This window comes from Streptomyces sp. NPDC051064 (assembly GCF_044455985.1).
GTDB lineage: Bacteria > Actinomycetota > Actinomycetes > Streptomycetales > Streptomycetaceae > Streptomyces.
On sequence record NZ_JBITFK010000019.1, the window covers coordinates 21,491 to 33,027 of the forward strand.

The following is an 11,537-nucleotide window of genomic DNA, read 5'->3' on the forward strand; positions in this document are numbered from 1 at the left end:
AGAACTTCGTTAGTAGATGCAGGCCAAGGTGCTTACGCCGTAAGCACCTGCGGGTCCCTGACAGGTGCTTACGGCGTAAGCACCTGTGTCTGACGGCCAACCCGTCTTCACTTAAGTTGAGGAGCCCAGGCCAAACCTGCCGCCAACGCAAAAAGGCTCCGCCACCCCCTTCGTGAGGGCAGCGGAGCCTTTGGCGTCGTGGTTCAGGGGGTGAGATAGGCCGCTGCTCTGTCGACGAAGTGGTCGTGCGCGGCCCGCGCTTCCTCTCGGGCGGCAGTGAGTGCTTCTGTGCTGGTATCAGCGTCACGCATTCGGTATGCCGTGATGACCATGGCCTTGGCAGCGTCTGTGACGGCGGGGTCAGGGATGAGGATCTGCACGGCTACCAGCGGGCGGGTGATCGCGGAGCGGGTGACGTGAGAGGCGAGGCGCAGTCCTTCGAGTTGGGGAGCCGGCTGGTCGTTGAGTTTGGCCTCTCCCCGCATCCACAGGGCTCGGCGGTGATCCGAGCCTACGGATGCGAGAGCGGTCACCGCCTCCAGGCGGTCGCGCCTGAGCTGCTCGGCACGTGCAGCTCCTTCAGCACGGCTGGTGTTCTTCTGCTGGAAGACCCCGGCAACGACTGCGCCGAGCAGTGTCCCGAGGACGGCTATGGCGGTGGTGAGCATGGTCTGTCTCCGGTATGACAAGGTGGCGTGGCCCGGGGTGGGTGGCTGGTGCCCGGTACCGGTGACGGAACTCCCGCCCCGGGTTTTTCGTGTGTCAGGCGTGGTCGTCGTCCGTGCGGCGGCGTGGACGTGCGTCGGACCCGAAGCGTGCCTCACCGGGGTGCCGGGTGTTCCAGTCTTCGGCGCAGACCTTGTGTACGGCCTCGCCCGCGTGGGAGCGCAGAGGCGTCGGTTTGCGGCAGAGGACGCAAGGGGCATCGCGACGGAACTGCAGGCTGGCGCGCCAGGCGAGCAGCACCGGCTGCCCAGGCATGCTCATCGCCGGGTTGTTGTGCGCGCCGCCGTTCCTGGGCGGCCTTGCCTGCGGCCGTTGATGCTGGGTGTCTGGGCGTGACCGCGGTGGGCCTGGACGATGGTGCCGGTGTGCTTGCCCTCGTACATCGCGGCGTCGGCTGCCCTCATCAGGGTGGGCAGGTCACTGATGGCGAGGTCGTCCGTGGTGGCAGCGCCGACGGACACGCTCAGCGGCAGCAGGCCGCCCTCGTACGGGACGGGCCGGGCCATCAGGCGTGCGAGGTGGTCCAGGCGCAGCGCGTGGTGGCGGGGCTCAATGTGGGTGAGGGCGGCGAATTCGTCGCCTCCGAGTCGGCCGGCGACCCCGTGGGGTCCGGCCCATTCGGTCAGGCGGGCGCCGATCGAAGCGAGTGCGGTGTCACCTGCGGCATGCCCGAAATCGTCGTTGAGCCGCTTGAAATGATCGGCGTCCGCGAGGACCAGGACCGTCTCGTCGGGGTGGTGCGCCAGGAGCCTCTGCGCCCGGTCGGTGAATGCCTCTCGGCGCCATGTGCCGGTGAGCGGGTCGCGCTGGGCTTGCACGAGGCGGCGGCGCAGGACGGTGGTGTGCAGGGTCCATCCGGCCAGCGGGAGGGCCATGGCGGTGATGTGGAGCGCGGTCCTCGGTAAGGCTGTGGTGGTCATACTGGGTACTTCCTTCTCGTCTCGTGCACGGGATGGAAAAGCCCAGAGCTGCCGGTGCTACGGCGGCCCTGGGCGTTTTTGTGTGAGGGGTGGGTCAGGCGGCCAGGTCGTGGCGGGCCGGGGGTGCGGTGTAGCTCGTCGGGTCGGCGGGGGTCCCGTCGTGGCACTCCAGGCATGAACCGATCGTGCGAAGGGGCAGACAGTGGTGGAACCTGCGACGGCACTGCGGGCACGTGGATCGCTTCGCCATCGCCCGGTCCAGGGCGGCTTCTTTGGCGAGGGTCATAGGCCTCACGGGCAGGGCGAGGTCGATGCGGTAGAGGTAGGCCATGCGCGTGCAGGTGCGGGCCGGCTTCGTACGGCAGGCCCGGCACCGCAGCTGTGCGACGGGGTCGTGGCCGCCGGGCCGTAGGCCGAGCGCCCGCAGCTGGCGGCGCGTGGCCAGGCCGTCTGGAGATGCCTGCCAGTCGAACGTCTCGATGGTCACTGACGGGGCCGTGGCGTACGGGTCGACGTCGACCACGGCCGTCTCCGAGCCGCTCTTCACGCTCATGACGCGTCCCGGGTGCCGGGCAGACGACGGTGGGGCGGGAGCGGGTGGCGGGGGCCGGGCAGGATCGGCCTCGGGCGGCCGGTGTGCTTGGCAGGACGCAGGGCAGAAGGCATGACGATCACTCCTCTGAGCAGGGGTGAAAAGGGCGCGCCAGAACCTGGGGAGGTCGAGGCGCGCCCTTTGCCTGTGTGGTGTGAGCAGGCCGGGCGGCCTGGCCCGCGCCCGACCCGTGTGCGGGTTCGGGTGCGAGGCAGGTGGCCCGGAGCGGCGGTCGGGGCTATTGGCCGCGGTTGTCGGCGAGGGCGGCGGCCTGGCCGAGCATTCGCATCGGGACCCGGCCGTCAGCCCAGCGGTCGTTGAAGACGGGCACGGAGTCCGCGTCGGTGAAGTCGGCGCGGATGGCGTCCATCAGGACCTCAAGGCCGCGTGCTTCCAGGCTTCGGTCGCCGGCGGCTTCGACGCGGATGGCGCCGTAGAGGCAGCGGGCTCCGTCCTCACGGATCTGGGATCCGGCGCACCAGCCGTCGGTCAGCAGACGCTGGCGGGCGCGTTGAAGGAGGGCTGCGACGGGCGATCCGTGCGGGGTGGTGGGCTGGAGGGTCGGGGTGAGCGGGACTGTGAGGATGTCGGCCAGGTCGACGGGGTCGATCTGGATGTGGGCGGTGCGGACCTCGTAGGCGACGGCGGCCTCGTCCAGGGCCACGGTCATCGCGGCTTCGACGGCAGCCAGTCGCGACTCCAGCGACAGCACCGCCGGAGTCGTGGTCGGCAGAGTGGGCGCGCTCTGGGTGTGGGTGGTGGGCATGGCGGGCTCCTCGAGGAACCGGGCGGGTGGGGGCAGGGGTGAGGGCCCGGCCGCGATGCGGGCGGGCCCTCAGGGGAGCGGTGCGGGTTAGGCGTTGGTGAAGCTGCGGATGGCGTCCAGCGCCTGGCGGGGAGAGGAGACGGCGTCGCGGCGCGGATCGCTCTTCCTGCCGCTGCGGGGCTTGCCGCCGCCGCGCTTCTTGGGCGCGTCCTCGTCGCCGTCCTCGTCGTCCGGCTCTGGTCCGAACTCGCCGGGCCTGGGGGGCTCGGTCCAGTCGAACCACAGGTCCCGCAGTTCGAGCTCGCGGATCTCGTAGTCGGTGAGGGTGGCGATGGTGTCGGGGAAGTAGTCGTCGAGGCCGGCCTTGAAGTCCATGTAGAGCGTGCGCAGGACCTCGGGGTGTTTCGCTTCGACAATCCACCCGGCACCGCCGGTGTTGGAGTCGGCGGGCGGCTCCGGCTCTCCCGCCATGACTCGCTCGATCCGTCCGGCCTCAGCGGGGGAGAAGGACCGGGGGAGGGGATCGGGGGTGTTCTCGGAGGCGATTCCCAGGGCCGTGAACATGGCGGTCACCTTCTTCGGGGCGACCTTCAGCACGACAGGGATGCAGTTCTCCCTCAGGTTCTCGCACAGCAGCTGCGTGAACCCGTCCTGCACATAGATGGACTGACCCGCCACCTTGAGGCCGATGCCGTACTTGCGGCCCTTGACCGACACCTTCTCCGCGAGGTCCATGATCTCCGCGCCGTAGTCGCCGTGGCGGGCGGCGGAGAGGAACTCATCCAGGTACGCGGACAGCATCCGGTAGGGGCAGCCCGGCAGGCTGGGGTCCCAGTCATAAAGCCGTCCGTCCGCCCACAGCATGGAGCCGCGGATCTCCATCAGCGCGTCCACGGCCCGCAGGAGCCGGATCATGTAGAGGGCGCCGACACCATAGCGGTCGGTGTACCCGCCCAGCATGGCCGCCTTCTCATCCGGTGCCTCCGCAGCCAGCCAGACCACCGCGCCGAACAGGGCGTCGGCCGCGACGTGCAGGCCCATCAGCTGAGTCTTGCCACCGCCGGACGGGGCGACGAACAACCCGTGGGCCGCACCCCGGTCGGTGTAGACCCTGTTCCGGGCGGGCTGGCCGTTGCCAAGGTAGCCGGTCACCCACCGCCCATCCGCATCCGGAGTCAGCAGCTCGCGGGTGGCGGGAAAGACCTGCGCCAACGGACTGGAGTCCCACAGCGAGACCAGAACCTGGGCGCCGTCGATCGTGACGAACAGGCGGCCCTCGTCGTACTTCGTCTTCAGCGCTGCGGCCAGCGCGTGCAGATTGACGCGCGGCTCGCCCAGTTCGTCGGGGACCTGGGCGATGTAGTGGGTGACCTTGCGCTGCTTGTCGCGGACCTGCTTGACGAACACGCTGCCCGGGACGGGGCCGGTCTCGCTGCCGACCCGGGCGGCCCACCACTCGTGCTCGGTGGGCGCCTGGCGGCGGCGCAGTGCCTCGTCCGGCGTCAGGTGGACCTCCAGCCAGCCCGGCCCACCCTGCCGTCCGGGCTGCTGCACCACGGGTGCGAACCGCACGACGTCCGGGTTGTCATCGACGCCGAAAGCGGCCGCGACTCCGGCCTCGGACAGGCCGCTGATCGGGCGGCCGGGCTCGGCGGCGCGCAGCAGCATGGTGAGGTCGTGGTTCGTGCCGGGGTGGCGGTCGGCGTGCACGACCATGGTGCGGCCGGGGTTTCCGGCCCGCTCCCACAGCAGCCGCACGTCCCGGGTGAACGCGTCCGCGCCGTCGTCCACCACGGTCGGCGTCGGCACGGGTGCGATGCGAGCAGGCTGGGGGAGGGGGGCGAGGGCAGGGCGGTGGTGGCGGCGCTCGCTGCGGGAGAGCGGCAGCAGGCACCAGCCGGCCGCAGCCCACGCGGCGGCCAGGGCGGCGTCCCAGCCCCAGCCCGTGGTGTACATCGCCGCGGCGTCGATCGCCGCCCCGAAGACCACGGGGGAGAGCCGGACCAGCTTGCGGCCGGTGCCCTCACGGGACTGCACGGCGAGAACCGCTCCGCCGACACCGGCCGCGCCGGCCAGGAGCACGCCCGTGCTGACGAACCCGTCGGGCGACATGTTCGGGGCCGCGGCGAGGACCGGCGCGGTCAGGGTGTAGGCGATTCGTTCGAGGGCGACGCTGCGCGGAACGGACACCGGGGCTCCTTCAAGGACAGGGCTGGACGGGGTGGCAGGCGGGGGAGGGATGACGGAAGGGCGGCCCCGCAGGTGCGGGGCCGCCCTTCCAGGTGGGGCGGTACAGGTGGGTCAGCGGGCGAAGAAGCCGGGCTTGGGGGTGCGTTCCTTGCGGCCGGAGCGGACGGTGTCCAGGCCCTCGTACAGACGGGCGTGGGTGCGCCGGGTGTCGTGGGCGAGGCCGGCAACTTCCTGGGCCGTCTCGTGGAGTTTGTGGACTTCGACGGCGGCGCCGCCCAGGGCGACGGACACCTGGCCGGTCATCTCCACGAACTTGCGGTCGAGTTCGGCGTTGGCGATGTCCACGGCCAGGGCCTCAGCGCGCTGGGCGTTCATGCGCATCCCGCGCAGCAGCGCTTCGAGTTCGTTGCCGGCCAGGTCCATGGCCGTGCCCAGCGTCTTGAGCTGGTGCTGGACAGCCTTGTACCGGTGGTCGCCGTCCGTGCGGGCCGCCGGGCCGCCGGTGTGGTGCTGAAGCTCGCTCATCGGCGAACCTGCCTTCCTCAGTCGTGGTGGGTGGCGGACGAGGCGTGGGCCAGGCCCGCGTCGTCCATGGCCTGCAGGTCCTCGCTGTAGGTCCTGCCGACCGCCGTGGCGGCGAGCCGGGCGGCCTGCGAGGCGGTCTCGCACTCGGTGGCGCACCGTTCGGCCAGCTGCTTCATGCGGGCTGCTGCGTCGGCGAGGTCGGTGATCCGGTCGACGACGGTGGTGGCGATGTTGTGGTCCCCGACCAGGTCGGCCGCCATGTCCCGCAGGGCGTCGGCGACCTTCCCGAGCGCGCCCGCGAGTTCCTGGGCGCGCTCCTGGTCGGCGCTGGCGGCGATCGCGATGTTCACGATGTCCGTCAGGTACTCGCCGAAGGTGATGTCGGTGCGGTGCTGGGAGGCCATGCCGCTCTGCGCCGATGCCGTGGTGGTGGGGTGGGTCACGTGCGGCTCCTGTTCAGGGGGTCGGGTGGTGCCGGGACGGGCGGTATGGGGCAGCGGGGCCGGGGGTAGGGCGGCGGGCTCGATGATGACCGCGTCCGGGTAGTCGTCCTGGCCGCCTGCCTGCGTCCGGGGAGGGGGCTGCTTGCGGGTTTCGTGACCAGGCCACTCCGGGGTCACCGTGCGGTTTCCGGGCCAGCCCGGGCCGTCCGCTGACGCGCCACCAGGACCCGGAGCAGTACCGCCCTTCGATGTCGCCCCACCGCCAGCCCCACCGCCAGCACCGGACCCGCCTGCGGCGGCTCCAGCAGCCCTGGAAGCACCGCCCGGACCCTTCGGACCAGGACCACTCGAAGGGCCTGCTGTGGGACGTTCAGGGCCCCGCTTGGGGGCTTCCGTACCTTTGGTGTCGGTGCCGCCAGTCGAGCCCTTCGGACCCGACGTACCCTTCCCTCCCGGGCCGCCTGACGTCCCGTCGGTGCCCTTCGAGCTACCGCCCGGCCCCTTGGCGCCCGGACCGGGTTTGGTGCTGCCCTTGACCCCGTCAGAGCCGTTTCCGGGCAGGGTCTTTCCGCCCGGGCCGGGCCCCTTCGGGCCCTTCCCGTCACCACCCCCGCCGGGCGTCTTCGTCCCCCCGCCCTTGCCCTTCGACAAGTCGACCTTCGGACGGGTCTTGTCGCCAGGCCCGTGCTGCTCCTTGGGAGCGGGCCCCTTGTGCGGCAGCGGCTTCGGAGCCGGTCCCTTCCCGGGCTGCTCCTTGGGAGCAGGCCCCTTCTGGCGGGTCGGCTTGGGCGACGTCTGCTTCTGCAACTGCTCCTTGGGGCCCGGCTTCTGCTTGGGCTGCTCCTTGGGAGCAGGCCCCTTCTGCGGCAGCTGCTTCGGAGCCGGGCTCTTCCTGGGCTGCTCCTTGGGAGCAGGGCCCTGCTTCTGCGGCGTGGGCTTCGGCGCGGGGGCCGGCGACTTCGTCGGCTGCTGAGGCTTGGGCTGCTGCCTGGGCGATGGACCCTGCGGACTGTTCTTGCGCCCGCCCTTGTCACCGCCCAGGCCGGACCCGCCCCTGCCACCGCCCCCCTTGGCCCCGGCCGCTTCGCCCTTGCCGCGGGCCGCCGTCTGGTCGGCGCGTGCCTTCAGCTGTGCTGCGCGCAGTTTGTTGTGCTGCTCCAGCAGTCCGACTTCCCGGGCCGTTTTCGCATTCAGCAGCTCGACTTTCCGCGCGATTTCCGCCTCCCGGAAAGGCGCCTCACTCTCAATTCGCGACTGCCCGAGCGCGATCCGGTATTCCAGCCAGTCACCCAGCCTTTCAGCGAGCGACCGGCGATGCACATATTCACCACCGTCGCCCTCACCGGATTCACCATCGATTTCCGGAGCGGAAAAACCCTCGGACCTGAGCGCCATTTCCGGGGCCATGGGGCGCGGAATTACGGGCAGTTCCATGGTGGTTTCTTCCGGGGACTCCGGCGGTGTTTCCGGCTCTTCTCGTACCGGAGGGAAAAGGCGCCCGGGGTCCGGGAGTTCGGGCGGCCGGTTGAGGACGTCACCCGCTACGGGGAAATTGATGAGCCGACCTTCGGTGTCGTCGGTGGACACGAGATGCTCCCTCCCGGGGGCTTGACAACGAGTGACTGCCTCGCGTACGCGTGTGCGCGCCTGGGCGTGTGGGTGTGTGGGCGCCTGGGCGTTGGGGATACATCGAGGGCCGCCGCTCGGTGAGCGACGGCCCTCGTGGACTCGCAGGCTGGTTACGCGGTGTGCTTGAGGTAGAGCGCGTGCAGGTCGTGTGCCAGCGACCGGAGGGCGGCGGTGTCGCCGCGCTTGAGCGCTTTCCTGCCGTGCGTCTGGACCAGCATGACGAGGAAGTAGAAAGCGCCGAGGTCCTCGCCGTGTTTCTCAATGAACGCGTTCCGCTGCTGGAGGAGATATTCGCGGGAGCGTTGCGCTTTAAGTTCGGCTTTCAGGAGCGGCCTGGTCACGCTGACTTCCTACCGAGGTCGTAAATCGACGCAGGACCACCATAGCCAGTATTCTGGCCGCTGTCACGCTCTTCTCCGGGATTGGGTGCGGCCTGGATCGGCTGCGGGTTGTTCTTCCGCGCCTTTTCCAGCTCCTTTTCCTTGCGGACCTTTCCGGTATTCACGACCGCCTCGTCGTGGGAGCGGCGCTTGTAGGCGCTCTTTTCCAGGCCGTCCGTCAGCGAATTGAGAGCCCTCAGGACGTCCTTGAGGGCCTTTTCGACCGGGAGGGCGCGCAGCCGGGCGTGGTAGAAGCGGTCGCCTTCCACGCTGGTGCTGCGGCAGTGGACGCGGGTCTCGCGGGCGAGGATCTCGAGGTTGGCGCCCATGTCGAGCAGGACGCGCTGCATGTCGGCGAGGTAGCGGGCGGTGGCCTCTGCGTTCTGCGCGACGTCGCGCAGCGGGGAGTGGTTCGGTTCGTTGCTGTTCACGAGGTCAGCCCTCCTGGGCGGGTCGGGTCTGCTGTACTTGGGGGTGACTGCTTCCGGCAGTCGCAGCGAGGGCCAGCCCATTACTGGTGGGCTGGCCCTCACTGGTGTGTGCCGGACGGTTGCGGATGTGCCGGCCTTCCGGCGGGTCCGCTGAGTGGTGTTGCGCGTCAGGGCTGCGCGCTCGTTGGTGGGCGATATGAGCCGTGTGATCTCACGAGACGTTCTTGAAGCGGGTCCGTGCGATCTCAAGACGGCGGCCGGCGGTGGCGCGTGAGACACCGAGAACGTCCTTGGCTTCGTCGACTGAGACGGTCTCGGCGCCCTGGCGCCGGTACATGAGACTGAGCAGCGAGGTGATCTGTCCCTCGATCTCAGCGTCCCGGGCGAGCGGGGGACGGTTGGTCTCAGCCGGGCGCAGCCGAAGCGGAGTGGCGCCGCCGTTCGAAGAGGCCGTCTCACCGTCTGACCTGTGTGTCTCACCCGCGTGAGACGCCGTCTCAGTCGTGCTCACCGGAGCGTTCGTCTCGGTGGTGCCCGTCTCAAGGGCCCGGGGGGTCTCACTCCCGTTCGTCTCGGCAAGGAGTGCTGGAGCGGTACGGGGGTGGGGGAGCGTCTCACCGAGGCCGCCGGGATCGGCGGCCCGGGTGTGCTCTGTCTCATCGCCGGGTGCGGTGCGCCTCGTCTCATCCGGCCCGGCTCCGTTGTCGGGGCCGGTCTCACTGGAGGCCGTCTCACCGGGCTCCTTGGTGATCTGGTGGATGCGCCACATCACCCAGGGGGCGATGGCGGCGACGCTGACGATGAGCCACCACAGCGGGGCGCCCTTCTTGTCGACGCCGACGAGACCGGCTTCCGCGAGGTGGTAGATCGCGTTCGCGGCGACCATGAGGACCAGCGCGCCCGCGACGTCGCGGTGCCGGCGGAACGCCTGCACGACGTAGACGTCGATCGCCAGCGGCAGCGCCCAGGCGACCTCGGCGGGCCAGCCGCTCAGCTTGGCCAGGGCGAACTCCCCGCTCGCGGTGAGGACGATTGTCGCGCCCAGGGCCACGCGCGGCCCCCAGGTGTTGACGAAGTTCCTCCGCTGCTCCTGGCGCTCGATGAGCGCCTGGGCCCGGGTCACCTCCTGGCGGGTGGCCTCCAGCTCCTGGCGGGCCGTGTGCTGCTCGGCATGGGCGCGGGTGCGGACCTGCTCGGCCTCCTGCTTGGCGGCGGCGACCAGGCGGGCCGCCTCCTTCTCGGCCCTGGTGATCCGCTCGGACGCCGCAGCCTCCGCTCCGGAGACGGCGCCGGCCGCCTTGGCCTCCGCGAGGGAGCGGACCTTGAGAACGTCCTCTTCGGCTTGCGCCTGGGCGGCCTCGAGGACCTGCAGCGCCTCGCCGCGTGTGTCGTCGGCGTCCTGCTCTGCCTCGCGCAGTACTTCGGCGGCCTGGCCGCGGGCGTGGTCCAGGAGCCGGGCCGCGTCCTCTTCCGCCGTCGCGACGTCCTCGCGGGCCCGGGTGCGCAGGTGCTCGGAGTCCTTCTCCGCCTGCTGGCGCATCTCGGTCGCGGCCTCGCGCCGGGCGTGGGCATCAGCTTCGGCGGCGGCCACCAGATCGGCTGCCCGCTGCTTGGCTTCCTCCACCAGGTGCGTGGCGTGGGCGGCGGTGGCGTCGGTCTCGGCCTGGACGCGGTCCTTGTCTTGCTCGGCCTCGGTGCGCATCTGTTGGGCGCGGGCGCGGGCGGTTTCCACGATCCGGGCGGCCTCGGCTTCCGCTTCCGCCTGGAGTTTCTCCGCTGCCTGGCGGCGGCGGGCGAGGGTCTGCTCGGCCGCCGCGAGGTCGCCGTCGGCGATCGTGCGGGCGCGCTGCACGGTGTCCTCAGCCGCCGCGATCTGCTCGTCGGCGAGCTTGCGCATCCGTGCCGCCTGGTCCTTGGCGACGCTGAGAATGCTGTCGGCTTCCGCCTGGGCCTGCTGCGCGGCGCTGTCGGCGTCGGCCGTCTGCCGGCGGGCCTGCGCGAGCAGGGCCTCGGACTCGCTGCGGGCGGCGGCGAGCAGCTGGTCGGCCTCCGCGCGGGCGGCGGTCACGACTGCCTGGGTGTCGACCACCGGTGCGGTGTCCACCGTCGTCTTCGCGGTCTCGCTCGGGCTGGCCGTCGCGGCTGTCTTGGTGGCCGTGGTCGTCGTCTTCTTCGCGGCAGCCTTACGGGCGGGCTGGCGTCGGGTTGTCACAACAGCGGTCCTTTCATGCGGTGGGCCGGGGCGGTCCGGGCTGTCCGGCTCCCCGTCACCGCGAAGCGCCCTGCACCGGTGGCCGGTGGGGGCGCTTCGCGGATCAGGCAGCCTGCAGACCGGTGTCACCAACCGTTGAGATGGGCCTCGAAAGCGGGCCAGCCCATACGGGCGGCTGCGGCGAGCTCGTGGGACTCCTGGGCGCTGCGCTGCCAGATACCGGCCGCGTCCTTACGGCCCTGATTGGCCAGGCGGTCGGCCATCAGCTGCTGGCGCTGCGCCCACTGCTCGTACTCGGCGCCCATGGTCTGCATCTGGGCGTAGGTATAGGGGAGCGGCTCCGGCGGGGCCATGTCTGCGATGTCGAGGTAGCTGTCGATGTCGGCGGGCATCCAGGTGGCCGGGTCGCCGTGGTCGTCGCGGTACTGATCGAGGGTGAGCACGTGGTCTCCGATCGGGTCAGGTGGAGCGGCGGCGGTTCAGGTAGGCGTCCTGGAGGCGGCCGAACCGCTCGAAGAGCGGGCCGCCGATCTCGCAGGGGGTGCCGTGCTGGCAGGTGGTGCAGCCCGTGCGGTGAGCCCGCCAGGTGGCGGCGGCGTCCATGTAGCGGGCGTGCAGGTCATCGGCCATCGGGGGTGGTGCCTCTCAGCGGTGCGCGGGTGAATGTCGTGCACGGGGTGCCCGGCGTCCCAGGCCCGGGCGGCCGCCGTGGCGGCGGCCGCG

The 11,537-nt window shown here is 70.9% G+C and carries 13 protein-coding genes; all 13 read right to left on the minus strand.

Features of this window, described 5'->3' with window-relative positions:
• Positions 1 to 203: 203 nt before the first annotated feature.
• Positions 204 to 668, minus strand: a complete 465-nt coding sequence (locus ACIBCU_RS37555; protein ID WP_399237076.1) for a hypothetical protein — start codon at positions 666 to 668, stop codon at positions 204 to 206.
• Between the two features lie 94 nt (positions 669 to 762).
• Positions 763 to 987, minus strand: coding sequence for a hypothetical protein (locus ACIBCU_RS37560; protein WP_399237078.1), 225 nt, complete (start codon positions 985 to 987; stop codon positions 763 to 765).
• A complete protein-coding gene (locus tag ACIBCU_RS37565) occupies positions 984 to 1,646 on the minus strand; it encodes a GGDEF domain-containing protein (protein WP_399237080.1) in 663 nt (220 codons plus the stop codon). Before ACIBCU_RS37565 ends, ACIBCU_RS37560 begins: the two co-directional genes overlap by 4 nt.
• Positions 1,647 to 1,740: 94 nt before the next feature.
• Positions 1,741 to 2,199: an RRQRL motif-containing zinc-binding protein gene (locus ACIBCU_RS37570; RefSeq protein WP_399237082.1), complete on the minus strand. Its 459-nt coding sequence runs from the start codon at positions 2,197 to 2,199 to the stop codon at positions 1,741 to 1,743.
• 277 nt (positions 2,200 to 2,476) lie between these two features.
• Positions 2,477 to 3,004 (minus strand): hypothetical protein, encoded by a 528-nt coding sequence (locus ACIBCU_RS37575; protein ID WP_399237084.1) that lies wholly within the window; start codon positions 3,002 to 3,004, stop codon positions 2,477 to 2,479.
• Between the two features lie 87 nt (positions 3,005 to 3,091).
• Positions 3,092 to 5,194 carry a chromosome segregation protein ParM gene (locus ACIBCU_RS37580; protein ID WP_399237086.1) on the minus strand — a complete coding sequence of 701 codons (2,103 nt, stop codon included), beginning with the start codon at positions 5,192 to 5,194 and terminating at the stop codon, positions 3,092 to 3,094.
• Between the two features lie 111 nt (positions 5,195 to 5,305).
• Positions 5,306 to 5,719, minus strand: a complete 414-nt coding sequence (locus ACIBCU_RS37585) for a conjugal transfer protein TraB (protein ID WP_399237088.1) — start codon at positions 5,717 to 5,719, stop codon at positions 5,306 to 5,308.
• A 17-nt stretch (positions 5,720 to 5,736) separates the two neighbouring features.
• On the minus strand, positions 5,737 to 6,162 hold the full coding sequence (locus ACIBCU_RS37590) for a hypothetical protein (RefSeq protein WP_399237090.1): 426 nt from the start codon (positions 6,160 to 6,162) through the stop codon (positions 5,737 to 5,739).
• 1,739 nt (positions 6,163 to 7,901) lie between these two features.
• Positions 7,902 to 8,132 (minus strand): carbohydrate ABC transporter, encoded by a 231-nt coding sequence (locus ACIBCU_RS37595; RefSeq protein ID WP_399237092.1) that lies wholly within the window; start codon positions 8,130 to 8,132, stop codon positions 7,902 to 7,904.
• Positions 8,129 to 8,602 (minus strand): hypothetical protein, encoded by a 474-nt coding sequence (locus ACIBCU_RS37600; protein ID WP_399237094.1) that lies wholly within the window; start codon positions 8,600 to 8,602, stop codon positions 8,129 to 8,131. Before ACIBCU_RS37600 ends, ACIBCU_RS37595 begins: the two co-directional genes overlap by 4 nt.
• 211 nt (positions 8,603 to 8,813) lie before the next feature.
• Positions 8,814 to 10,814 (minus strand): hypothetical protein, encoded by a 2,001-nt coding sequence (locus tag ACIBCU_RS37605; RefSeq protein WP_399237096.1) that lies wholly within the window; start codon positions 10,812 to 10,814, stop codon positions 8,814 to 8,816.
• 125 nt (positions 10,815 to 10,939) lie between these two features.
• Entirely contained in the window at positions 10,940 to 11,257 is a 318-nt protein-coding gene (locus ACIBCU_RS37610) for a hypothetical protein (RefSeq protein ID WP_399237098.1), read from the minus strand.
• Positions 11,258 to 11,273: 16 nt separating this feature from the next.
• Entirely contained in the window at positions 11,274 to 11,444 is a 171-nt protein-coding gene (locus ACIBCU_RS37615) for a hypothetical protein (RefSeq protein WP_399237100.1), read from the minus strand.
• Between the last annotated feature and the right edge of the window lie 93 nt (positions 11,445 to 11,537).

What these genes read in the sequence shown, in the direction of transcription:
- ACIBCU_RS37575 (WP_399237084.1), bottom strand. Translation starts at nt 3,004, where the DNA reads ATGCCCACCACCCACACCCAGAGCGCGCCCACTCTGCCGACCACGACT.
- ACIBCU_RS37570 (WP_399237082.1), bottom strand. Translation starts at nt 2,199, where the DNA reads ATGAGCGTGAAGAGCGGCTCGGAGACGGCCGTGGTCGACGTCGACCCG.
- ACIBCU_RS37615 (WP_399237100.1), bottom strand. Translation starts at nt 11,444, where the DNA reads ATGGCCGATGACCTGCACGCCCGCTACATGGACGCCGCCGCCACCTGG.
- ACIBCU_RS37565 (WP_399237080.1), bottom strand. Translation starts at nt 1,646, where the DNA reads ATGACCACCACAGCCTTACCGAGGACCGCGCTCCACATCACCGCCATG.
- ACIBCU_RS37560 (WP_399237078.1), bottom strand. Translation starts at nt 987, where the DNA reads ATGAGCATGCCTGGGCAGCCGGTGCTGCTCGCCTGGCGCGCCAGCCTG.
- ACIBCU_RS37585 (WP_399237088.1), bottom strand. Translation starts at nt 5,719, where the DNA reads ATGAGCGAGCTTCAGCACCACACCGGCGGCCCGGCGGCCCGCACGGAC.
- ACIBCU_RS37555 (WP_399237076.1), bottom strand. Translation starts at nt 668, where the DNA reads ATGCTCACCACCGCCATAGCCGTCCTCGGGACACTGCTCGGCGCAGTC.